Raw genomic sequence first — 24,283 nt, 5'->3', positions numbered from 1 at the left:
CATATTAGAACATCATTCCATATTGCGGGAATTTCCTTGGACTTTGCGGCGGGGAGCGTATAGGCTGATGCGTCCCTATCCTATGCAAGAGGCTTGCCCGGCATGACCACCCCCTTCGATCTTCATGGCAAGACCGCGATCGTCACCGGCGCCAATACCGGCATCGGCCAGGCCATTGCCCTGTCGCTCGCGCAGGCCGGCGCGGATATCGCCGCCGTCGGCCGCACCCCCGCACAGGACACGGTCGATCAGGTCCGCGCGCTCGGCCGCCAGGCGGACATTATCTCGGCCGACCTTTCGACCATCGAACCGGTCCAGCGCGTCCTCGACGAAACGCTGGAAAAGCTTGGTGCCCTGGACATACTGGTCAACAATGCCGGCATCATCCGCCGCGCCGACAGCGTCGATTTCACCGAGGAGGATTGGGACGCGGTGATCGACACCAATCTCAAGACCACCTTCTTCCTCTGTCAGGCCGCCGGTCGCCACATGCTGGCCCAAGGCGCGGGCAAGATCATCAACATCGCCTCGCTTCTTTCCTTCCAGGGCGGCATTCGCGTGCCCAGCTACACCGCGTCCAAAAGCGGCGTCGCGGGCCTGACCAAGCTGCTCGCCAACGAATGGGCGGCCAGGGGCGTCAATGTGAACGCGATCGCGCCGGGATACATCGCCACCAACAACACCGCCGCCCTTCAGGCCGACGAGACGCGCAACCGCCAGATCCAGGAGCGCATCCCGGCTGGCCGCTGGGGCGACCCCGCCGACATTGGCGGCGCGGCCGTGTTCCTGGCGTCCAGCGCCGCCGATTATATCCATGGCCACACGCTCGCCGTCGACGGCGGCTGGCTCGCGCGCTGATCGGCACACGGCACAACCGATTTTGCACCGTTCGCACTGAGCTTGTCGAAGTGCCTGCCTTCTTCGGACGACAAGCGCAGGCTCCGTGCGAACGGTGAATGACAGGAGAGGGGCATACCCTCCCATCCCATCCCATCAGGAGAGGAACGATGCCCGAATTCGACAGGCGAACCGCGCTCACTGCCACGGGCCTTGCCGCAATGGGCGCTGCCCTCCCCGCCCGCGCCGCCGCACAAGCCCCGCTTCCCCTCGACGCACGCAAGCCCGGCCTGCCGCTCAAATCCGGCCATCTCCATATGGGCACCGGCACCGGTCCGCACGGCACATTCGGCATCACCAACCGCTATCTGACCCGCAACGACGCGCCCTGGCTCCCGGTCATGGGCGAATTTCACTTCACCCGCTTTCCTTGCACCTATTGGGAAGAGGAACTGCTCAAGATGAAGGCGGCGGGCGTCACCATCGTCGCCAGCTACATCTTGTGGAATCATGTCGAACTTTCGCCCGGTCGCATCGACTGGAGCGGCGACCGCGACATTCGTCGCTTCGTCACCCTGTGCCAGAACCATGGCCTGCTCTTCTTCCTGCGCCCCGGCCCCTGGGGCCATGCCGAGGCGCGCTTTGGCGGCATCCCCGACTGGATCGTCGCGGGCACGCGCCCGCGCAGCAACGACCCGGCCTATATGGTCGAGGTCGAACGCTTCTGGCGCAGCCTCCACGATCAGGTGCGCGGGCTGTTCTGGAAGGATGGCGGGCCGATCCTCGGCATGCAGATCGAAAATGAATATAATCTCGACGGTCCGGGACAGGGCCGGGCGCATATTGCGGCGCTCAAGAGCCTGGCGCTCAAACTCGGCTATGACGTGCCGCTCTACACAGTCACCGGATGGGACCAGACGCTCTATCCCAAGGGCGAGGTGGTGCCCGTCCATGGCGGCTATCCCGACGAACCCTGGTCGGCGAAGACCACGAAGCTGCCGCCCAAGGAGAATTATCTCTTCCGGTTCGACAGCCGGGTGAGCGGCGACCTGGGCGCGCAAACCCGCAACAACCGGCGCGGCGACGCCGACGACGACATGGACGACACGCCCTTTCTGGGCGCGGAATATGGCGGCGGCGTCCCCGTCATGTATCGCCGCCGCCCGCTGCTTGCGCCCGCCGACGTTGCCGCCGCCCTCACCACGCAGGTCGGATCGGGCGTCAACCTGCTGGGCTATTATATGTTTCATGGCGGTGCGAACCCGCTTGCGGCCGGCCGCAGCCTTGAAGAAACGCAGCGGTCGGGCGGCTATAATGACTGCCCGATGATCGGCTATGATTTTCAGGCGCCGATCGGCCAATATGGGGAGGTCAACGCGGTCAATGCTGCTCTGCGCCCGCTCCATTATTTCCTGGGCGCCTATGGTGACCGGCTCGCCCCCATGACCGTGCACGCCCCCACGATCCAGCCTGGCGACAAGGATGACCTCAAAACCCTGCGCTGGTCGGTCCGGGCGGCTGGCGGCAGCGGCTTCCTGTTCGTCAACAACCATGTCCGCCAATATGCGACCGCCGCCCATACCGCGACGCGCTTCACCGTCACGCTCCCCAACGGCGCGCTGACCTTTCCCTCTCGCGCCGTGACCATTGCACCGGGCGCCTATTTCTTCTGGCCGTTCGGCATGGACCTGGATGGCGTGGCGCTGGACTGGGCCACCGCCCAGCCGGTCACGCGTATTACGGATGCCGACGGCCCCATCCACATCTTCGCCGCCACCCTGCCCGGCCCGGTCGAACTCGCCTTCCCAGCCGGCACCGGGCTGTCCGCGCCCGCCCGTTCGGAACAGGGGCGCGTCATCGCGGACGTGGCTCCTGCCGCTGACCGGCTGCTGACCGTCACCGCGCCGGACGGTCGCCGCGTCCGCATCCTGCTGCTCGACCAGGCCTCGGCGCAGCAACTCTGGGTCGGCGACATGGGCGAACAGCGCCGCGCGATCGTCACCGCGGCCGATACCCTGTTCACCCCTCAAGGCCCGCTGCTGCGCCAGCGCGGAGCAGCCCGTTTCGACTGGCGCATCCTGCCCGGTCCCCCGGCCAGCGCCATGGTGAAGGGGCCAACCCCGTCCGCCATCCGCTTCACCCAAAGCCGCGCTGCCGGCAAAGCGCCCCCCATCGTCGTCGGCGGCCCGGCCAAGGCCGCGATGCAGCCGCTCCCCGAAGCGCATCGGGCCGCTGCCGCCTTCACCTTCACCCTGCCCGCCGACGCGGTGGAAAGCGGCGACGCCTTCCTCGAAATCGACTGGCGCGGCGACATTGGCCGCCTGTTCGACGGCACCACCATGCTGGACGACGCCTATTGGGACGGGCGCGTCTGGCGCATCGGCCTCAAACGCTTCGCCGACCGGCTGGGCCGCCCCTGGACGCTCACCATCCTGCCGCTGCGCGCCGACGCGCCCATCTATCTGGACGACATGGCCCGCGCCAAATTGCCGCCAGGCGATCAGGTCGCCAGCCTCCTTGCCCTTCGCATCATCCCTGAACTGGAGCATCGCCCATGACCCGGCTGACCCGTCGCGCCGCGCTCGCGCTTGCAACTCTGCCCTTCCCCGCCCTGGCGACCACGCCCCGTAAAAGTGGCGCGCGGCCCGGCCCCTTCCTGATCGGCGCGGACATCAGCTGGGTGCCAGAAGACGAAGCCGCCGGCGCGCGTTATTTCGTCGATGGCGTGCAGAAAGATCCTGTCCTGCTGATGCGCGACGCGGGTTTCAACGCCATCCGCCTGCGCATTTTCGTCGATCCGGCAAAGGGCTATTCGAAGCGCGAGCCCGACAAGGCCTGGGCCGGGCTTGACCAGACCATCAGGCTTGGCCGCCGCATTCGTGACGCGGGCATGGGCCTTGTCCTCTCCTTCCACTACAGCGACACCTGGGCCGACCCGGAACATCAGGGCGTGCCCGCCGCCTGGACCGGCTACGATCTCCCCCAACTCGCCAAGGCGGTCGAGGCGCATACCCATGACACGCTTGTGGCGATGCGCGCGGGCGGCGCGCCGGTCGATATGGCGGTGATCGGCAATGAAACCACCTTCGGCATGCTTTGGCCCCATGGCCGGGTCAAGCTGTCCACCCCCACCGGCAATCCCGTCACCGACGCCAATCATGCGCAGGTCGACGATCAAGCGATCGGCGGCTTCGACGGCTTCGCCGCCCTGCTGCGCGCGGGCATAGCCGGCGCCCGCCGCGCGCAGCCCGACATCGCCATCCAGCTGCACAATCATCTTGGCCGGCACTGGCCGATCCTACGCGAATGGACCGACGCGCTCATCGCCCGCAATGTCGCTTTCGATGTCATCGGTCTGTCCTGCTACCAGCAGCAAAGCCAGGGCGACTGGGCAAACAGCTTCGACCAGTTCGTCAGGCGCTACCCCGACAAGGGCTTGCTGATCGCCGAATATTCCAGCCGCAAACGCTATCTCAACGACCTCGTCTATAATTTGCCCGGCAAGCATGGCTGGGGCAGCTTCATCTGGGAGCCGCTGCGCCATCAGGAAGCAATCTTCGACCTTGACGGCCGCAATGCCGGAGGCGGACCCAAGCCCGACCTGCTAAGCCAGGGCATCAACAGCGCCGAGGCGCCCGGCGGCCTCGCCAACCAATCCCCCGCGCCCAAGCCGGACCCGGCGGGTCCGATGGGCAAGGGCGGCGATTATATCGCCAATGATCTGCTCGACCTCTATCGCCAGATGGCGAAAGATTATTCGTGAACCGCCGCGATTTCACCCTGGCCCTCGCCGCCCTGCCGCTCGCCGCCTGCGTCACTGCCCCCGTGGCGCGAAATGATGATCCGCTCGTCTTCTCCTATTTCACCACGGGAAAGGCCGGCGAAGGCGCGGGTCTCAAACTGGCCGTCAGCGACGACGGCTTTGCCTTCCGCACGCTCGCCGGCGGCCGGAGCCTGCTGGTGCCGCAGGTTGGCGAAAAGCAGCTGATGCGCGACCCGTTCCTGTTTCATGACGGCACGGATTATCACCTGCTCTGGACCACCGCCTGGGAAGGCGTGACCATCGGCCATGCGACTAGCCCTGACCTCGTCCACTGGTCGGACCAGCAAGCGATCCCGGTGATGCGCGACGTGGCGGGCACCCGCAATTGCTGGGCGCCCGAGGCGATCCGCATGCCCGACGGCCGTTTCCTGCTATTCTGGTCCAGCACCGTCACGGGGCGCTACCCTGAAACCGCCGGCACGTCGGAATCGGACTATAATCACCGCCTCTGGCAGTGCAGCACCGCCGATTTTCGCAGCTTTTCCGCACCGCAGCCGCTTTACGATCCGGGGTTCAGCGTCATCGACGGCACTTTTGCCCACGCCCCCGATGGCAGCTTGCACCTGATCGTCAAGGATGAGACGGTCACGCCGCCGCGCAAATGGCTGCGCGCCGCCCGCGCCGAAAGCCCGACCGGCCCGTTCGGCCCGCTCTCGCCGCCTTTCTCCCCCGCCTGGGTCGAAGGGCCGATGACCGCCCGGGTGGGCGACGCGCTCATCTGCTATTATGATGTCTACAAGGACGGCCGCTGGGGCGCGATGATGACCCGCGACATGGCCCGATGGCAGGATGTGGGCGACCAGCTGTCGCTCCCCGCCGGCGCGCGCCACGGATCGCTACTGCGCGTCCCCCGCGCCCTGGTCGACGCTATCGCCTGATCCCCATCCCCCGCCCAGCGCCAGGAACAGCGCGATCTGGTCCTGCACCAGTTGCGTGCGCGCCGATGCCGCCGTCACTTCCGCGCTGGCCTGGCTGCGCTGCGCGTCCAGCAACGACAGGAAATCGCCCCGGCCAAAGCGGAACAGCTTGCCCGCCTGGGCCGCCGACACGCCCGCGCTCTCCCGCGCTCGGTCCAGCGCCGCCGCCCGCTCGGCATCGCGGCGATAGGTTTCGAGTGCGCTTTCGGTCTGGCGCAGCGCTTCCAGCACGCTGGCATCAAAGCTGGCCAGGTCGGCGCGTATCTGCGCATCGGCCTGTGCGATGCGGGCGCGGATCACCGGCCGGTTTGGGAAGGTCCAGCTGATGAGTGGCCCCAGGCTGAAGCCGAAGGCGGACCCGGTGCCAAAATCCTTGAGCGGCCCCGACAGGCCGACCGATCCACCGATGCTGACCTGCGGGTAGAGTTGCGCCATGGCCACACCCAGCCGCGCGGTATCGCCCGCAATGGTCCGCTCGGCCTGCCTGATGTCGGGCCGCCGCCGGATCAGCGCCGCGCCATCGCCCACCGGGATCGGCTGGCGCAACACCGGCAGGTCCGCGCAATTTTCGATTGCACGCGGATAATCGGCCGGCGGCCGCCCCAGCAGCGTGGCGAGCAGATACAGCCCATTCTGGCGCTGTGCGGCAAAGGCGGGCAGCGCCGCCTCGCTCGTTTCCACCGCCGCCTGCGCCCGGCTGACGTCGAACGCCGTCCCGCGCCCGCCCTTGGCCAGCCGCCGCGTCGCATCGAGCGTCTGGCGCTGCAACGCCACCACCTTGCGATTGACCGCCAGACTGTAATTGGCCGCGCACACCTGCGCATAGGCCTGCGCCGTCGCCGCCGCCACGCTGACCCGCACATAGTCGCGCGCAGCCGTCACCGCCTCGACATCGGCCGCGCTCGCTTCGATCCCGCGCGCAATCCGACCATTGAGGTCCAGCGGATAGGCCGCGCTCAGGCCCAGATCATAGCTTACCGATCCAGGCAGATGCTGCGCCACGCCCGATGGCCGGGACAGCGTTTCGCCGCCGCTGATCGCGGTCGTCACCTGTCGCCCCGCCTCCGCCTCGCGCAGCACCGCCTGCGCGCGTTCGACATTGGCCTGCGCCTGTGTAAGGTCGGCATTGGCCGCCAGCGCCTCTTCGACCAGCGCGTCAAGCTGGCGGTCGGCATAGAGCCGCCACCATTGGTCGGGCAGCGGCGCATTGCTGAACTGCGCGCCCTGCGCCGAATGGAAATCGCCCCTCGCCGCCGGCGCTGTCGCGACCGATCCTTGCGGATAGCGATAATCCGGCCCCGCCGTGGCGCAGGCTGTCAGGCCCAACGCCAGTAGCGGCGCGCCGATCCATTTAGGCATGACGGCAATCCCCCGGCTTGGCATCCTTCGCCGCTGGCTGCACCGTCACAGTAGCGGTCCGCCCGGAAATCAGTCGCAGGCCCGCCGGGACCTTCTCCAGCCGCACCCGCACCGGAATACGCTGCGCCAGCCGCACCCAGGAGAAGGTCGGCTCGACCGACGGCAGCAAATTGCCCGCATTGGACCGGCTGTCGTCATTGATGCCATAGGCGATGCTGTCGACGCGCCCGTGAATCTCGCGCTCCTCCCCCATCAGCTTCACCGTGACCGGCGCGCCGATGCAGATGAGCGGCAGCTTGGTTTCCTCGAAATAGCCCTCCACCCGTGTCGAATCGCTGTCGATCAGCGCCATCGCCTGGCTCCCCGCGCCGACATAATCGCCCGGATGCAGATCCAGATTGGTGACGACGCCATTGACCGACGCGCGCACCTGTGTGCGTTTCAGGTTCAGCGCGGCGGCGTCGCGCCCGCTATAGGCTTCGGCCAGCGCCGCCTGCGCCGTCTCCACCCGCGCCAGATTCTGTTCATGGGTTTCCGCGGCGACCAGGTCGCCCAGCGCGGTGTCGCGCCGTGCCTCGCGCCGCGCCTGTGCCAATGTCGCCCTCGCGCTGGCGATCTGCGCCTCGGCTTCCTCCAGCGCCAGCTTGTAACGCGGCGTGTCGATGACGAACAGCAGGTCGCCCGCTTTCACTTGCTGGTTGTCCCTAACGGCCACCGACGTCACCAACCCGCTGATGTCGGGCGTCACCCGCACCACGTCGGCGCGCACCCGCCCGTCGCGCGTCCAGGGGCTGCGTTCATAATGGTTCCACATGCCTATCGCGGCCAGCACGGCGGCGATGACCAGGATGATGGTGGCGGCGCTGCGGATCAGCGTTGCGGGGATGCGGTTCATAGGCGGATTCCAAGGGTGGGGACAAGGATGGCGAGCCCGCCGAGGATCAGCACGAAGAGGCTGAGGTCCACTGCGGCGCGATAGGCGAGGAAGCGATAGAGGCCGAGCGCGCCAATCAGCCGGGTCACCGCCCAGGCCAGGATCAGCGCAACCAGCGCGAGCAGCAGCAGCGTCGGCACATAGACGCCGCCCAGGGCGATTTCTCCGGTCATGCGGCGGCCCTCCTGTGGCCGGGAGCGTCGGGGAAAAGATTGCGGCGCAGGCTGACCAGCGCCAGCACCGACTCCCGCCGCACCGCTGGCAGCGCGTGGCCGCCCAGATCGTCGATCGCGCCATCGATCGCCGACAGCAGCGCCGGATCGGCGGGCGCGGGCGCATCGGGGTCCATCGCGCGGTAATGATCGCCAACGCCGGCCAGCACCCGCGTCAGTGGCACGGTATCCTGGGGGGCAAGGTCAATGCGCAGCTGGCGCAATTCCCCGATGGCGACACCGGTGCGCAGGTCGCGCAACGCATCATAGAGGGGCGCGCCGCTATCCTGCCGCGTGGCGGCCAGACGCGGCGCCAGCAGGGCGATGCGGTCCAGCATCCGGTTGACCCATGCGCGCACGTCGGGCGCGCCCTTCATATTGGCGCGGTTGGCGATGTCGATCCAGCCGGCGCGCACGGTGCGGCGGATCGCGCGCTCGACGCCGGCCGATTGCAACAACCCCGCCATGATGATCGCGAACCAGATGCCAACGAGCTGCGCCACGGCACCATTTGCGTAGGATGCAAAGGCGTTCACATAGCGGTCGGACAGCAGTACCGGGCTGCCCAGTCCCAGCAGCGTGGGCAGCGCAATGCCCATCCACCGAGGCGAGGCCATCATTGCCCCCAGCACCAGCAGCGGCGGCGCATAGGCCAGCGCCAGCATCGCAAAGCCATCCAGGCGCGGCATGATGACATAGCCGTAGACCGCGCCCAGCGCCGACGCGATGATCGTGCCGATCATGAATCCCTTGAGCGGCGCGAGCAGATTATCCTGCGCCGCAAACAGCGCCAGGAACACGCCCGCCAGCATCACCGCCGTCCCGCCATCCTTCCAGCCGCTGCCGATCCACAGCGCGCAGCCGATGACCACGGTCAGGAAGGCGCCGAACGCGGCGCGCAGCGCCCCGGCATGGTCCCGATGCAATTCGCGGTTGCGCCGCCCGTCCAGCAATTCGGCCACGCGCGGCGTCACCGCGCTGCGCCGGTGCGTCGCCATCTGGTCCAGCAGGTCGCGGCAATCGCGATGGACCGCAATCAGCGTCGCCAGCCGTGCATAGAGGCTAAGACGCATCATATCGGCCCAACCCATGTCGCCCGTCGCCTGCGGTTCCATCGCATGGCATCGGTCTATCAGCGCCTGCGTCCGCTCCGCGCGCGTCGCATTATCCGGGGCCGGCGTCTCCAACCATGCGCGCACATCGGCGATCAGCGCTTCGACCGGCGCCGGCACAACGCCACCATTGGCTGCCTTCAGCTGCGCCAGACGATCCTCGACCGCCGCGCCCAGCGGCAGCAGCATCGACAGCTGGTCCTGCAATGCCCGCACGGTGCGGACGCGGGGCGCCAGCCGGCTGATGTCGAAAGGCAGGTGGACCGACATCTGGTGCAACTCGGTCACGTCCTGCGCCAGTCTGCGACGCTCGGCGTCCAGCCCCGGCACCGGATCAGTGGCGATGGCGTCGCGCGACCAGCGTTCCGCGTCGCGCAGGATCGCCTCGACCCGGCCCAGCAGGACGCCGGTGATCGATCCGGGCAACACCACGCCATGCACCAACGTGCCACTCAGGATGCCAAGCATGATCTCCTGCACGCGCAGCGACGCCACGGTGAAGATGGTCTGGGGCGAATCCACGTCAGGAAACACGATCAGGCAGGCGGTATAGCCCGCCAGCACGAACATATAGGAACGCGGGGTCCGGTCGAGCAACGACACGAACACGCACAGCCCCAGCCAGGATGCCATCGCGAGCGACAGCAATTCGGGTGCATTGACCAATGGCGGCACGACCGCCACGGAAAAGATCGCGCCGACCAGTGTGCCGATTGCGCGAAACACCGCCTTGGAGATCACCGCTCCGGCAAGCGGCTGGGCGACGATATAGCTGGTCAGGAACGCCCAATAGGGCCGCTCCAGCCCGATATGAAAGGCGAGGAACAGCGCCAGCATCGCGGCGATCAGGCATTTGAGCGAAAAGAGCGCGGCCGGCAGGCCGATCGCCTCGCCCAGCGGGCGGCCGCTCATGCCTGGTTGCGTTTCTCGGCGATGCGCTGCCCGATCAGGTCGAGCAGCTCGACCATGATCTCGATCGCCTCGTCGGGAATGTCGCGCAGCAAATGGTCGCGCAATAGGCCCAGCTTCTGTTCGATCCCTCCCACCAGATCGCGCCCGGCGGGCGTCAGGGTAATGATGTTGGATCGCCTGTCGCCCGGGTGCGCCGCCCGCGCCACGAAACCGCTCGCCTGCAAACCATCCAGCGTACGCACCAGCGAGGGCTGGCGAATGTCCAGCGCATCGGCCAGGTCCGCCTGCCGCACATCGGACCCCATCCGGTCGATATGGATCAGGCACCATCCGGCACTGTTGGACACGCCGAATTGCGCCAGCGCATCGTCCGCCAATTGCCGCCACTGCCGCGCAACCGGGGCCATCTTGTGCGCCAATGCGCGGCGGGGATCGTCGAGGGGGTTCGTCATTAGCTAGCTAACTAATGATTTTGGGCAATCTTTGCACCTGTCATTTTTGCTGTCGCAGATGCGCAAATTGCAATCCGTCGCCGGGCCGGAATCAATCCGGCCCGACCAATTCGGATCAGGTCAGGCCCGGCGGGTCCCGTTGAAAGCCGACGCGCCGAACGCGCCGAGCTGCATCGTGCCGGTGATGGCGTCGCCCGCCACTTCCGCCTCGCATTCCAGCGTCATCGGCATCGGCATGGTCATTTCCATCTTCCAGGTCAGCGTGTCGCCATCGACCTTGCCGTCGACCACGTCGAGCGATCCCATCATCCCGGCAAAGGTGCCGTTGAACCGGTCGCCACTGCTGACGACGGTGAAGACGCCCTTCTGGTCACCCATCGGCGTCTTGGCCACGCAATCATAAGCGCCATCCACTGCCATATCGATTCTCCTTTACGTTGGCGTCAATCAGCCAATGTGCCCATTTCCACCGGCAGCCCCACCGCGTCAAGCTGCGGCCGCACCTGTTTGACGTCGCCCACCACGACCCAGATCAGATTGTCGGGGTTGATCGACTCCCGTGCGGCCTTGTCCATGTCGGCGGGGGTCATCGCGCGATAGGTCTTGGGCAGCGTTTCGTAATAATCGTCCGGCCGGCCGATCAGATGGTTGCGCATCATCGCGCCCAGCAATTCCGACGATGTCTCGAAGCTGCCGGGCAGGGACAATATCTGGCTGTTGATCGTCTGGTCGCGCTCGGCCTGGGTCGTTCCCTTGGTGGTGAGATAGTCCTTCACATCCTGCCGCGCGGCGATGATCGATTCGCCGGTCTTGTCGGTCTGCACCGGAGCGTAGACCAGCAACGGGATCGTTTCCTTGACGCCTGGCAGAGCGGTGCCCGCGCCATAGGCCCATCCCTTCGTCTCGCGCAAATCCATCGTCAGGCGCGACGTGGTGCTGCCGCCCAGCACCTCGTTCGCGGTCAGCAGCGTCACCGGATTGTCGGTGCCCGCCTTGTTGGTCAGCACGCCCGCCAGGATCAGCGATTGCGGGCTTTGCGGCTTGTCGATCAGCACAATGCGCGACGGGCGCATCATCCTGTCCATGCGGAACAGCTTGGTCCCCTTCTGCGCCGCCGGCGCCTTCCAGTCGCCGAACCGCTTTTCGAGCAGCGGCATCATCTCCGCCAGCGTCGTGTCGCCGGCGACAAAGATGGTCGCATTGTCGGGACGCATCCATGTGTCATGGAAAGCGGTCAGGTCCGCCCGGGTCACGGCCTTCACGCCGCTCTCCGTCCCCGATCCGGTGAAGGGGATGCCATAGGGATGCGCCTGCCCATAAAGCAGCGGCGGCAGCATGCGCTGCGCGATCGCCATCGGTTCAGTCTTTTCCGCCGCGATGCGGGTCAACACCTGCCCGCGCAGCCGTTCGACTTCCTCGGGGCGGAAGGCGGGATTGCGGATCACATCGGCCAGCAGGCCCAGCGAGGCATCCAGATTGGGCTTGAGCGCGAACAGCCCGACGGTCGTGCTGTCCATGCTGTTGGCCGCGCTGATCGCCGCGCCCAACCGTTCCTGCTCCTCGGCAATCTCGATCGACGACCGCGTCGTGGTGCCTTCATCCAGCAGCGCGGCCGTCAGACCCGCGGTCCCGAGCTTCGCCTTGTCATCGGCGGCATTGCCCGCGTCGAACGCCACCGACACGCGAACCGTCGGCACAGCGTCGCGCCGCGCGAAGACGACGGGGATGCCGTTCTTCAATGTGGCATGTTCGACGTCAGGAAAGTCGAGGTCCTTGACCGGTTCGATCGGCGGCTCAGCGATTCTGGTGGGGGTCGGCGGCGTCGCGGCAGCCGGAGCCGACGCGGCGGGATCGCGAAAATGCGCTGGCTGATGCGTTGCGCCTTCTGCCTTCACATTGCCCGCCAGCGCATTATCCGCAGCGCTCCGCTCGCCCGGCGCGACGGTCAGGCGCAGCACCGGCCGGCCCAGCCATTTGCGCGCCGCCGCCGCCACACTCTGCGGCGTCGCAGCGGCGTAGATCGCCAGGTCCTTCTTATATTTGGCCGGATCGTCGGAATAGACAGCCCCTTCGGCCAGCGTCACCGCCTTGCCGGTGAAGCCGCCCACCTTTTCCAGCCCCCCGATCGTGCCCGACAGCTGGCGCGTCGCGGCGCGCTGCACTTCATCGGCGCTCGGCCCGTTGGTCAGGTAATCGGCCAGCAACTGGTCCAGCCGCTTGCCTACCGCCACCGGATCGACGCCCGGTTTCACGTCCACCGTAATCTCGGCGAGGCTCAGCTTCTCGAACGGCTGCACGCTGGCCTTGACACCGACCGCCACCTTCTCGTCCCGCACCAGCGCATTGTCGAGCCGGGAGGAGCCCAGACCGCCGAACACCGCCAGCGCCAGGTCCAGCTGCGGCAGGTCGGCCGAATTGACGCCGGGCACCACCCAATTACGATAAAGGCGCGTGGCCGCGACATTGTCGTGCATCATCACTTCGGCATCCTTCGCCAGAGTGGGCACGCTGGCGTCCACATCCTGCGGCGCGGGGCCGGCCGGGATGTTGCCGAACCATTTTTCGACCTTCGCCTTGGCGGTTGCCGCGTCGATATCGCCGGCCAGCACCAGCACGGCGTTGTTTGGGCCATAATGGGTCTTGAACCACATCTGCACGTCGGCCAGGCTCGCGGCATTGAGGTCCGCCATCGACCCGATGGTCGAATGGCGATAGGGATGGCCTTCGGGCATCAACGCGGCGAGCTGCGCATATTCCACCAGGCCATAGGGCTCATTTTCGCCCATGCGCTTTTCGTTCTGGACGACGCCGCGTTGCGTATCCAGCTTCACTTGCGTCACCGCGCCCAGCAGATGCCCCATACGGTCGCTTTCCAGGAACAGCGCCCGATCAAGCGCGCCGGTCGGCACCGTCTCGAAATAATTGGTGCGGTCAAACCAGGTCGTGCCGTTCCAGTCGGTCGCGCCGATATCCTCCAAGCGACCGAAAAAAGGCCCGTCGGCATTTTCCGAGCCATAGAACATCAGATGTTCGAACAAATGGGCAAAGCCCGTCTTGCCCGCCGGCTCATAGCGCGACCCGACATGATACCAGACCGACACGGCGACGACCGGTGCCTTGCGATCGGTATGGACGATGACGCGCAGGCCGTTCTTCAGCGTGAATTCCTCATAGGGAATATCGACCTTGGCCACCAGGCTGGACAAGGGCGCGGGCGCGGCGCTTGCAGCGGTCGCCTGCGCGGCGGCGGGCAGGCTCGGCATCAGCGCGATCGCCGACAGGCCGATCAGCAGGGGCAGGCGGCGCGACAGGGAAGATAGGGTCATGGAAGGGCCTCTGGCAGGAGCATATGGACCATGGAACGCGAACGCGTCCGAAGGACATGCACCATAGCGAGGCGTGATAGGCGCGCAATACGCAAAGGGTGGACAGCGGCCCTGCGGGACGGCAATCCTGCGCAACATATCCGTTCAGCAGAAAGCCCAATCCCTTGATCAAACGCCTGTCCCTGTCGGCCGCCGCGCTCGCCCTGATCCTGCCTGCCACCCTGCCCGCGCAATCGCCCGACCGGCCAGCGACCACCGATCCGGTCTTCACCCCGGCCGCGATGCGCGCCCATGTCGAATTCCTGGCCGACGATCTGCTCAAGGGCCGCGACACCGGCAGTGAGGGGCATGAGATCGCCGCCCGTTATGTCGCCAGCCAGTTTGATGGCCTGGGCCTCAAGCCCGCCGGCGACGCCGATGGACAGGGGCGCAGCTGGCTCCAGCGCATCACCTTCCAGAAGACGGAACGGACGCAGACCCCCGCGACGCTCACCGTCAGCGGCCCGGCCGGCGACCAGCGCTTCACCCATGCCGGCGACGTGCTGATCGGCATGAATGCCGCCGAACCCCGACTGGACGTGCGCGCGCCGCTGGTCTTCGTCGGCTATGGCCTGGAAAATCAGCGCCTCGGGCTTAACGACTATGCCGGGCTGGATGTGACGGGCAAGATCGTCGTCACCCTGCGTGGCTATCCCAAGGGCCTGCCAAGCGAGGAAGGCGCGCATCTGTCGGCGACCAAGGCGATGGTCGCGGAAAAACACGGCGCGATCGGGATGCTCTCGCTGGGCACGCTCCAATCGATAAAGGCGCGGCCCTGGGCGCGCATGGTGCAGTTCGCCGACGAGCCCGATTTCACCTGGGTATCGCCCGACGGCAAGCCCTTCGACCAGGCGCCCGGCATCCGCGCCGGCGCGGCGCTCAACGACCCGGCGGCGCAGGCCGTGTTCGCCGGCGCGCCGCAGACCATCGCCGCGATCCGCAAACTGGCCGATCGCAAGGGCGGCCAGCCCAAGGGCTTCGCACTCAAGACCAGCGTGCGCATCCAGTCGGACAGCACCAGCCAGCGCGTCACCAGCCCCAATGTCGTCGCCATCCTGCCCGGCAGCGATCCGGTGCTGAAGGATGACTATGTCGTCCTCTCCGCACATCTTGATCATATCGGCGTCAGCCCGGAAAAGCCGGGCGACCCGGCCGACAAGGACCGGATCAACAACGGCGCGCTCGACAATGGCGCGGGTGTCGCCACCATGCTGGAGGTCGCGCGCGCGATGGCCATGTCGCCGCGCAAGCCACGCCGGTCGATCATCTTCCTGGCGTCGACCGGGGAGGAGAAGGGGCTGCTGGGCGCCGACTATTTCGCCCGTCACCCGTCCGTCCCGATTCGTCAGATCGTCGGCAATGTCGATCTCGACATGCCGCTGCTGCTCTATCCCTTCACCGACGTCATCGCCTTTGGCGCGGATCACTCAACGCTCGGCCCCATCGTCGCGCAGGCGGTCAAGCCCATGGGCGTCAACCTGTCGCCCGACCCCATGCCGCAGGAAAGCATCTTCGTGCGATCGGATCATTATATGTTCGTGAAGCAGGGCGTTCCCGCCGTTTTCCTCGCCACCGGCTTTGCCAATGGCGGTGAAAAGGCGTGGGGCGATTTCCTCTCCGGCGCCTATCATCATCCCGGTGACGATATGACCCAAAAGATCGACTGGCAGGCGGGCGCGCGTTTTGCGCAGGCCAATTATCGCATCACGCGCGCCATGGCCGATGCCGATACGCCCCCGCGCTGGTTCAAGAACGACTTTTTCGGCGACATCTTTGCGCCGCAGGCGAGCAAGGCGACAAAATAAGGATTATCCCGCATCGCCCCTTGTGTGGCTTTTGAGCAACACTACATCCGAAGCAACCAAATCCATGGGGATGTCATGAACCTCGAAAAATTTACCGACCGCGCCAAGGGCTTCCTCCAGTCGGCGCAGACCGTCGCGATCCGCATGAACCATCAGCGGATCAGTCCGGAGCATCTGCTTAAGGCGCTGCTGGAGGATGAGCAGGGCATGGCGTCGGGCCTCATCCAGGCCGCTGGCGGATCGCCGCAGGTGGCGCTGCGCGACACGGATGCTGCGCTCGCCAAGGTGCCCGCCGTGTCGGGCAGTGGCGCGCAGCAGACGCCGGGCCTCGACAATGATGCCGTGCGCGTGCTCGATTCGGCTGAGCAGGTCGCACAAAAGGCGGGCGACAGCTTCGTTACTGTCGAACGGCTGCTGCTCGCCCTCACCCTTGCCACCACCACTGCGGCTGGCAAGGCGCTGGCCGCTGCCGGGGTAAAGGCAGAGGCGCTCAACGCCGCCATCAACCAGTTGCGCGGCGGTCGCACCGCTGACACGGCAGGCGCAGAGGATCGCTACGACGCGCTCAAGAAATTCGCCCGCGACCTGACGGCGGCGGCGCGCGACGGCAAGCTCGACCCCGTGATCGGCCGCGACGAGGAAATCCGCCGCACCATCCAGATTCTTGCCCGCCGTACCAAGAACAACCCCGTCCTGATCGGCGATCCCGGTGTCGGCAAGACCGCGATTGCCGAAGGGCTCGCGCTGCGCATCGCCAATGGCGACGTGCCCGACACCCTGAAGGACCGCACGCTGATGGCGCTCGACATGGGATCGCTCATCGCCGGGGCCAAATATCGCGGCGAGTTTGAGGAGCGGTTGAAGGGCGTGCTCGATGAGGTCAAGGGCGCGGAAGGCCAGATCGTCCTCTTCATCGACGAAATGCACACGCTGATCGGCGCGGGCAAATCCGAAGGCGCGATGGATGCGGGCAATCTGCTGAAACCCGCCCTCGCGCGCGGCGAGCTCCATTGCATCGGTGCGACCACGCTCGACGAATATCGCAAATATGTGGAGAAGGACCCCGCGCTTCAGCGGCGGTTCCAGCCCGTTTTCGTCGGCGAACCAACGGTGGAGGACACCATCTCCATCCTGCGCGGCATCAAGGACAAATATGAAACGCATCATGGCGTCCGCATCGCCGATGGCGCGATCGTGTCCGCCGCGACCCTGTCCAACCGCTACATCACCGACCGCTTCCTGCCAGACAAGGCGATCGACCTGATGGACGAGGCGGCGAGCCGCATACGCATGGAAGTGGAGAGTAAGCCCGAAGAGATCGAAAATCTCGACCGCCGCATCATGCAGCTCCAGATCGAGCGGGAGGCGCTCAAGAAAGAAAGCGACCAGGCGTCGAAGGACCGGCTGGCGACGCTGGAAGGCGACCTCGCCAATCTGGAGCAGCAGTCGGCCGAACTGACGACGCGCTGGCAGGCGGAAAAGGACAAGATCGCCGGCGAGGCGAAGCTCAAGGAGCAGTTGGACGCCGCGCGCATCCAGCTGGAGCAAGCGCAGCGTTCGGGCGAATATGCCCGCGCCGGCGAGTTGCAATATGGCACCATCCCGGACCTGGAAAAGCGGCTTGCCGACGCGCAATCCGCCTCGGCCGGCGCGATGCTGCGCGAGGAGGTGACGAGCGAGGATATCGCCGCTGTCGTGTCCCGCTGGACCGGCATCCCGGTCGACCGCATGCTGGAAGGCGAGCGCGAGAAGCTGCTGGCGATGGAAGGCGAACTGGGCAAGCGCGTCATCGGGCAGGCGGATGCGGTCAAGGCCGTGTCGACCGCCGTGCGCCGCAGCCGCGCAGGGCTACAGGACCCCAATCGCCCGCTCGGCTCCTTCCTGTTCCTTGGACCGACGGGCGTCGGCAAGACCGAACTGACCAAGGCGCTCGCCAGCTTCCTGTTCGACGATGACAGCGCGATGGTCCGCATCGACATGAGCGAGTTCATGGAGAAGCATTCGGTCGCCCGCCTGATCGGCGCGCCTCCGGGCTATGTCGGCTATGAGGAAGGCGGCGTGCTGACCGAAGCTGTCCGCCGCCGCCCCTATCAGGTCGTTCTGTTCGACGAGGTCGAAAAGGCACATGGCGACGTGTTCAACATCCTGCTCCAGGTGCTGGACGATGGCCGCCTGACCGACGGGCAGGGCCGCACCGTTGACTTCACCAACACGATCATCGTGCTGACGTCGAATCTGGGCAGCCAATATATTGCCGGTCTTGGCGATGACGACCCGGTCGAAAAGGTCGAGGATCAGGTGATGGACGTTGTCCGCGCCCATTTCCGCCCGGAATTCCTGAACCGGCTGGACGAGATCATCCTGTTCCACCGGCTGGGCGCCGCCCATATGGCGCCGATCGTCGACATCCAGGTCGCCCGCATCGGCAAGCTGCTCAAGGATCGCAAGATCACGCTGGACCTGACCGATGGTGCGCGGGCCTGGCTCGGCAGGGTGGGTTACGACCCAGTCTATGGCGCGCGCCCATTGAAACGCGCGGTCCAGCGCTACTTGCAGGACCCGCTGGCCGACATGATCCTGCGCGGGGATATACCCGACGGGTCAACCGTGCGCGTGGATGAAGGCGACGGGGCGTTGGCACTGGCGCTGGCCTGAGAGGAGCGATCCTGCTAAGATCTGTTTTGGCTGGCTTGGCTCAGTTGCCCATGACAGTGCCAGAACGATTCCGCTCAACCAAATCGGCAGCTTCACGATTCTGGTAATCGACGATCGCTTTCCACTCGGCATTCGTCTTGCAGACACGGGTTTTACGGACAAGCGACCCCGTAACCTGCAATCTTTTGCAACGAATGGCGTCGGGATCGTTGCGATCTAAATTAGCCTTTTCCTGGGACATGGCGGGGAAAGCCGTTACCATTAGGCTGGATGCGATCAAAGTCTTGAGAAATGACATTTCGACCTCACGAATTTTCTACAACGCCTCAGGGGCATGAATATGCGTCTGCTTCCACGCGTCGGCTACACTATAGAATTGCTTCAACAGGGCTTGTTCGGCAAGCGTCAAATGAGGATTCCATACGTCGAATATCAGCACAACCCGCATCTCGTCGCTGTTATTCCATGCTTCATGTTCGATCGTATCATCGAACGCAAAGGCCTCACCCTCGCGCCACGGCCGCGTTTCTCCGCCAACTCGAAAGGCGCAGTCGCCAGGAACGATCAGCGGCAGATGAATGATTGCGCGACTATTCGTCATGCCGGTGTGAGGAGGAATGTGACTGCCGGGCTTTAAAATCGAGAAAAAAACCGACGGCGCTCGACCAGATATGTCTGCCCGGGGCAAATTTTCCAACGCGGCGACTGTCTTGGGACAAGATCGTAGAACCGCATCATTTGCCACGCCATATTCCCATAGGAAAATAGCCCCCCAATCCAGTGATTGGCTAAGTGGCGTCCACTTGTTCTTGGGAGTTCCCGGCTCTTGCCTCACATAGGGGCGAAGCTGAGCACCGTGCGACTCAATAAGCGTCAAAAACTCGGCGCGAATGGCGCCGGTTTGCGCTTCTAGCGCAGCCATCCATGGAAAATGTCCCCGGTCGAAAAATTCGTCAGCAGGTAGGAAGGGGTAATGAAGGCCGTGGCACTCATTTTGATAAATGATGCGGCGGCCAAATTCCTTGTCCAGACACGCCTGGAAACGCCTCTTGGCCTGCGCATCGACCTCACCCATTTGCTGGGCGAGATGCGCTGCGACGCTTACTGCAAGACCATCATTGTATCGACGCACAAACTCTCGTGCAGAGCCAAGGATTTTGACGAGCGCTGCAGGCGGTTCGGCCAGATTTCCGGCCAGAGCGATGACTTTATTCCAGTGCTCCGCAGCAATGTGACCTTCGCTTTGACGCTGTTTCAACTCGGCCATTCTCACGTGCGCCATCAGATTGCGCTGATCCAGAGCAAGCGCCTTTTTTAGGGCATTCTCCTCGCCGCTGTCATCGCTCATTGCTCTTTGGGACGACGCCAAATTCATCCATAGAGCAGCTTCGCCCGGCTCGGCTTCAACTGCCTCTAGAAAATGGGTTTGGGCATCCTGAAAGGCACCTCGCTCCAGCGAGATCAGGCCTAGAAGGTTGAGGGTCTGCGGTTCGCCAGGTTGCAGGGCGAGTGCCTGATTTGCCAGCCGCCCCGCCTCCATCAGCCGTCCCATTGAACGCATATGCGCAGCTTGCTGTAAAAGGCGCGCGACCGCCTGATCCATTAGAAAACCCCCCGATTTTCTGAGACGCTAGCACAACCGACACGCTGCGCAAGTCAGGACGATCGGTGCGCTTGTGTGGCCATAGCTGCTATGTCAATCCAGCAGACATGGCAAAAATCGACCCACCTCAGATCGACCAAATGATGAGTGATGCCGCTTGGCTGGCTCATCGCTACGACGCCTCGCGCGATGCATTCCACATGGTTCACATATCGCGGACGCATCATCGCAAGGTGCCCTTCCTCACGGATGAAGGCTTCGGCAAGAGCCTTCGCCCGTTCGAAGTGCCGCGATCCGCCGCCATAGCGCACGCGCCTTCACCAGGACCGGTGCATTTTATTTTTCATTCTGCATTTTGCTGTTCGACGTTGCTGGTGTCGGCGTTTGATGCCGCCGGCATGTCCATGGGCCTCAAAGAACCGATGCTCTTTAACGACATTTCTGGCTGGCGTCACCGCGGCGCTCAGGGACCGCAGGTCGCACGTGTGCTCGACGAAAGCCTGCATCTTCTGGCGCGGCCTTTTTCCCCCGGCGAAGCCATCATCATCAAGCCTTCCAATATTGCCAACCCTTTGATCCCGGCGATCATGGCACTCCGAGCGGAAGCGCGTGCAGTGTTTCTCTACGCTCCGCTCCCCGACTATCTGATATCCATAGCACGCAAGGCTATGTGGGGCCGTCTTTGGGTGCGCGACCTGCTGGGCAAGCTGCTGGCGGAGGGAATGGTTGATCTGGGCATTGATCCCAAAGACTATCTGGGGCTGACCGACCTTCAGGTTGCCGCAGTCGGGTGGCTCGCTCAACAAGCTCAGTTTCGCGACCTTTTGCTTAGAATAGGCGCCAGGGCCGTCGGACTGAATAGCGAAATATTCGTTCGCAATCCTGCGCACAGCCTGGAGACGCTCTATCAGCATTTCCAGTTACCAGATGCTGTCAACGCAGCGAAAGCCATGGTTGAGACAGATGTATTCCGCCGGAACAGCAAAACCGGCGACGCATTTTCGGCAAAAGATCGATCGGATGCCGTTCGTGACGGGCGCGACGTTCACGCAGGCGAAATCGAAAAGGTCGAACATTGGGCGAAGGAAATTGCGGTACGATGCGCAATCCCGTTGGATCTTCCCCAGACACTTTAGGGGTATGAAAAAGGGCCGGTAAAAACCGGCCCTTTCCATTTCAGCTATCGTACTGGACGATCAGAAGCGAAGCTTGATCGCCGCGCCGTAGCGACGGCCCAGCGCGTCATAAGTCGACGGATAGGTGTTGCCGCTGTTCCACGAGGTCGGACCAGCATCCGAGCCAACGATCGGGGGCTTCTTGTTGAACAGATTCTGCACCGTCAGGGTGAAGGTGACATTGTCAGTCAAGTTGAAGCGCGAGGTCCAGTCGAAATAGTCATAGGCTGGGATGGTGTTGAAATCTTCTTCACCAGTGTAGCCAACCGGAACGCCAACGAACAGGCCGCCATTTTCAGACCGGAAACCGTCGAGGTGGCGCCAGACCAGCGAGTGATCCATATTTTCGAAGGCCAGCGTCGTGCGCAGCGTCCACTGGAATTCCGGCTGCAAGGAACCGCAGTTTACGCTGTAGAGACCAACGCAATCGCGATTCACGTCGCTCGGCGTCGACTGGAAGGTCGACTTGTTGGTCCAGTTGCCGTTGAAAGCCAGCGCCAGCGTCGCAAAACCAACATCCTTGCGGTAGTTGGCGATCACGTCGATGCCGTCGGTCGCCAGACGACCCAGGTTCGACAGACCGGCAAACAGACCCCGCGTGGTGTTCGGGTCGCCATTCAGGCCGCCAGTCAGCGGATCGCGACGGATAATCGTGCAAGCCGGGTTGGAGACACTGAGATTACCCGCACCGAAGCATGCCGCGATCGCGTCGTCAGGCGAAGGCGTCGTGATCGCACCGGTGATCTTGATGTTGTAATAGTCGACCGAAACCGAGAAACCCGGGACGAATGCGGGGGTAAAAACGGCACCGATGGTGTAGCTATTCGACTTTTCCGGACCAAGGGCAAGGTTGCCGCCCGTGGTGACGTTGGCCTGACCAGCGATCGGAACGTTGATCGAGCCGACGTTGCCCGCATTTGCGCCCTGCGCAAGGCAGACATCGCGCAGCACGCCGGTCGGCTCCGGTGCGATGCGATCGCCCTCGTCGTTGATCGTGGCGCACGGATCGTTCGTCAGGTTGGTCAGCAGCGTATTCTCTGGCGTGAACAGTTCCGCAATATTCGGCGCACGCACGGCACGCGAATAACCGCCGCGAATGTTCAGACCAGCGGTCGGCGCCCAGTTACCCTGCACCTTCCATGTCGTGGTGTTGTAACCCGGCTTGCCGGCCGCATCGACCGTGTAGCTGGAATAACGCACACCAGCCTGGACGGTCAGTTCGTCAAAGAAGGGCCGGTCGCTGATGATCGGCAGCACGAGTTCGCCGATGGCTTCGTAAACGTCGTAGCCACCATCGATGTTCGGCGCAGCGCCGCCGGCACCGCCCAGATCACCCGAACGCGCCAGTTCGTCCGACTGCTGACGAGCGCCATATTTGCGATACTCGCCACCGACCGCGAAGGAGATCGGCTGAGCGGCCCACGGCGACGTGACACCGAAATCACCGCTAATGGTGCCGCGTACCTGGGCCAACGTGGTGCGGGTCTGCACCGTGCTGTTGGCGGTCAGGAATGCCGCGCCCTCCGGCGAAATGCCACCGGCAGTCGGGGAGAACCAATTGACCGGAACACACTCAGCATTTCCACTCAGGCAGGTTTCGGTGTTGGTTGCCAGCATCGATTCAGCGACACGCGAGTTAAGCGTATAGCCCTGGATGGTCTGAACCTGGTCGCTTTCGCCGTAGGCACCAAAGATATCCCAGTCGATAGTGTCGGTGATACCGCCACGCAGACCAAGACGATAATCGAAAACAGTGTTCGAATAGTCGCTGATGCGGGGGCCAACCTCAACGGCGCGGCGGAACATCGCGCTCGTCACAGTCTGATAATTAGGATCGTTCGGGTCCGTTGCCAGCGCGCCAGCATCGCAAGCCGCCTGGCCAATGCCGTTGGCCGCGCAAAGCTGATTGCGGATACCTGCAGTCAGATAAGGGTTGGCCAGGGGGATATCGACGGCGATACCGAACGAACCCGACGGCGCGATGATGGTGCTGACCGTGTTCTTGGTGAACAGGCCGCGCGAATAAACTTCGACGGCGTCGCTGATTTCATAGCGACCAGCGGCATAGATGTTGAAGCGTTCAAAAGGCGTCTGGAAGATGTTGTCCGGCGCGAAGTTGAACGGGGCATAGGTGCCGACGAGCGACTGACCGTCAGGCGCGACCTGAAGCGTGCCGCTGCCCGGAACGCTGAAGCGAGTCGGGACAGACGTGCCCGAACCTGCGCCCTGGCCGGTGCTGGAACTGATCGTGTTCTGACCGATCTTGCGAGCGCCCTGGTAAACCGGGTCCGCCTGCTGATAACCGATACCCAGCACGACGTTGCCGCGGCCGTCGTCGAAATTGGCGCCCGTGGTGACGTCGAAGCGGATGGTATGGCCGTCGCCTTCGTCCGTGATCTGGTTGGCCAGCGATGCTTCGAAGCCCGAGAAGTCCTGCTTCGTCACGAAGTTAACCACGCCCGAGATCGCGTCGGCGCCATAAGTGGTGGACGCGCCACCGGTCAGGACGTCCACGCGCTCGATCAGAGCGAGCGGGACGTTGTTAAGGTCGAACCGACCGTTCAATTCAGCGGGAACAATGCGTACGCCATCCAGAAGAACGACGTTACGGTTCGAACCCAAGCCGCGCAGGTTGACGAACGAGAAGCCGCCATTGCCGTTGTTAACAGCCGAACCAATGCTCGGGACGATACCCGGAATTTCACGCAGCAGTTCTTCTGCGACGTTGGCCTGCTGCAATTCAATTTCATCAGCCGTGGTCGCGTTGACCGGGGATGCCGACTGAAGATTGGGGTTACGGATCAGAGAGCCCGTAACAATGATGGTGTCGCCAGCAGCGGGCGCTTCGGCCGCCTGGGGCGCGTCTTGCGCGATGGCGGCGCTGGCGATCAGCGACGCGCCCAGGATCGCCGGTGCGGCGCTGGCACGCAGCAGTGCCCTTTTCGAAAATGTCTTCACGGTCCAGTCCCTTGCTCTGGAGTCGGCAGATTATCTGCCACCTAGTAGCCCGTACGGAGGGATATGGTGCCCGACAGCGATCCCCCCATATGGATTGGTGGAACCTGCGCGGGCTTCAGGGCGCTGTAAAGCATGGGAAAAGGCCGATCGCCGCTTTTGGCGAG

The 24,283-nt window shown here is 64.4% G+C and carries 17 protein-coding genes; 7 read left to right on the top strand and 10 right to left on the bottom strand.

Annotation, left to right across the window (positions count from 1 at the left end; translation table 11 throughout):
* The first annotated feature begins 102 nt into the window (after nt 1–102).
* From kduD to LL253_RS12140, 4 genes are all read left to right on the top strand, one after another.
* A complete protein-coding gene (gene kduD / locus LL253_RS12155; RefSeq protein ID WP_228227349.1) occupies nt 103–858 on the top strand; it encodes a 2-dehydro-3-deoxy-D-gluconate 5-dehydrogenase KduD in 756 nt (251 codons plus the stop codon).
* 149 nt (nt 859–1,007) lie between these two features.
* Nucleotides 1,008–3,395 carry a beta-galactosidase gene (locus LL253_RS12150; RefSeq protein WP_228227348.1) on the top strand — a complete coding sequence of 796 codons (2,388 nt, stop codon included), beginning with the start codon at nt 1,008–1,010 and terminating at the stop codon, nt 3,393–3,395.
* Complete coding sequence (locus tag LL253_RS12145) at nt 3,392–4,600, top strand: glycosyl hydrolase 53 family protein (protein ID WP_228227347.1); 1,209 nt, start codon at nt 3,392–3,394, stop codon at nt 4,598–4,600. The genes LL253_RS12150 and LL253_RS12145 overlap by 4 nt, the downstream gene beginning before the upstream one ends.
* The gene (locus LL253_RS12140; RefSeq protein ID WP_228227346.1) at nt 4,597–5,538 is read left to right on the top strand and encodes a glycoside hydrolase family 43 protein; all 942 of its coding nucleotides are present in this window, start codon (nt 4,597–4,599) and stop codon (nt 5,536–5,538) included. Before LL253_RS12145 ends, LL253_RS12140 begins: the two co-directional genes overlap by 4 nt.
* Here the strand turns inward: LL253_RS12140 and LL253_RS12135 are convergent.
* The 7 genes from LL253_RS12135 to LL253_RS12105 form a co-directional block, all read right to left on the bottom strand.
* Complete coding sequence (locus LL253_RS12135) at nt 5,497–6,936, bottom strand: efflux transporter outer membrane subunit (RefSeq protein ID WP_228227345.1); 1,440 nt, start codon at nt 6,934–6,936, stop codon at nt 5,497–5,499. The two genes, LL253_RS12140 and LL253_RS12135, sit on opposite strands and share 42 nt — an antisense overlap.
* A complete protein-coding gene (locus tag LL253_RS12130) occupies nt 6,929–7,831 on the bottom strand; it encodes an efflux RND transporter periplasmic adaptor subunit (protein WP_228227344.1) in 903 nt (300 codons plus the stop codon). The genes LL253_RS12135 and LL253_RS12130 overlap by 8 nt, the downstream gene beginning before the upstream one ends.
* Nucleotides 7,828–8,043 (bottom strand): DUF1656 domain-containing protein, encoded by a 216-nt coding sequence (locus tag LL253_RS12125; protein WP_228222298.1) that lies wholly within the window; start codon nt 8,041–8,043, stop codon nt 7,828–7,830. The genes LL253_RS12130 and LL253_RS12125 overlap by 4 nt, the downstream gene beginning before the upstream one ends.
* Nucleotides 8,040–10,106 carry an FUSC family protein gene (locus LL253_RS12120; RefSeq protein ID WP_228227343.1) on the bottom strand — a complete coding sequence of 689 codons (2,067 nt, stop codon included), beginning with the start codon at nt 10,104–10,106 and terminating at the stop codon, nt 8,040–8,042. Before LL253_RS12120 ends, LL253_RS12125 begins: the two co-directional genes overlap by 4 nt.
* On the bottom strand, nt 10,103–10,558 hold the full coding sequence (locus LL253_RS12115) for a MarR family winged helix-turn-helix transcriptional regulator (RefSeq protein ID WP_009820484.1): 456 nt from the start codon (nt 10,556–10,558) through the stop codon (nt 10,103–10,105). The genes LL253_RS12120 and LL253_RS12115 overlap by 4 nt, the downstream gene beginning before the upstream one ends.
* 120 nt (nt 10,559–10,678) lie before the next feature.
* Entirely contained in the window at nt 10,679–10,978 is a 300-nt protein-coding gene (locus LL253_RS12110; protein WP_009820483.1) for a hypothetical protein, read from the bottom strand.
* 23 nt (nt 10,979–11,001) lie between these two features.
* Nucleotides 11,002–13,884: a M16 family metallopeptidase gene (locus LL253_RS12105; protein WP_228227342.1), complete on the bottom strand. Its 2,883-nt coding sequence runs from the start codon at nt 13,882–13,884 to the stop codon at nt 11,002–11,004.
* A gap of 167 nt (nt 13,885–14,051) precedes the next feature.
* Between LL253_RS12105 and LL253_RS12100 the strand changes: the two genes are divergently transcribed.
* Both LL253_RS12100 and clpB read left to right on the top strand, forming a co-directional pair.
* Nucleotides 14,052–15,728 carry a M28 family metallopeptidase gene (locus tag LL253_RS12100; protein WP_228227393.1) on the top strand — a complete coding sequence of 559 codons (1,677 nt, stop codon included), beginning with the start codon at nt 14,052–14,054 and terminating at the stop codon, nt 15,726–15,728.
* Between the two features lie 75 nt (nt 15,729–15,803).
* Nucleotides 15,804–18,383, top strand: a complete 2,580-nt coding sequence (gene clpB, locus LL253_RS12095; protein WP_228227341.1) for an ATP-dependent chaperone ClpB — start codon at nt 15,804–15,806, stop codon at nt 18,381–18,383.
* Between the two features lie 40 nt (nt 18,384–18,423).
* On the opposite strand, the gene LL253_RS12090 is transcribed toward clpB, so the two are convergent.
* Nucleotides 18,424–18,624 (bottom strand): hypothetical protein, encoded by a 201-nt coding sequence (locus tag LL253_RS12090; RefSeq protein WP_228227340.1) that lies wholly within the window; start codon nt 18,622–18,624, stop codon nt 18,424–18,426.
* 75 nt (nt 18,625–18,699) lie between these two features.
* Nucleotides 18,700–19,986 (bottom strand): aspartyl/asparaginyl beta-hydroxylase domain-containing protein, encoded by a 1,287-nt coding sequence (locus tag LL253_RS12085; RefSeq protein ID WP_228227339.1) that lies wholly within the window; start codon nt 19,984–19,986, stop codon nt 18,700–18,702.
* Between the two features lie 107 nt (nt 19,987–20,093).
* Between LL253_RS12085 and LL253_RS12080 the strand changes: the two genes are divergently transcribed.
* Nucleotides 20,094–21,122, top strand: coding sequence for a hypothetical protein (locus LL253_RS12080; protein ID WP_228227338.1), 1,029 nt, complete (start codon nt 20,094–20,096; stop codon nt 21,120–21,122).
* A 60-nt stretch (nt 21,123–21,182) separates the two neighbouring features.
* Here LL253_RS12080 and LL253_RS12075 read toward each other — a convergent pair whose 3' ends face one another.
* Entirely contained in the window at nt 21,183–24,119 is a 2,937-nt protein-coding gene (locus tag LL253_RS12075; protein ID WP_228227337.1) for a TonB-dependent receptor domain-containing protein, read from the bottom strand.
* Between the last annotated feature and the right edge of the window lie 164 nt (nt 24,120–24,283).

Source organism: Sphingobium soli, assembly GCF_020782245.1.
Taxonomy (GTDB): Bacteria; Pseudomonadota; Alphaproteobacteria; order Sphingomonadales; family Sphingomonadaceae; genus Sphingobium; species Sphingobium soli.
This window is presented reverse-complemented; position numbering and strand designations above follow the sequence as displayed.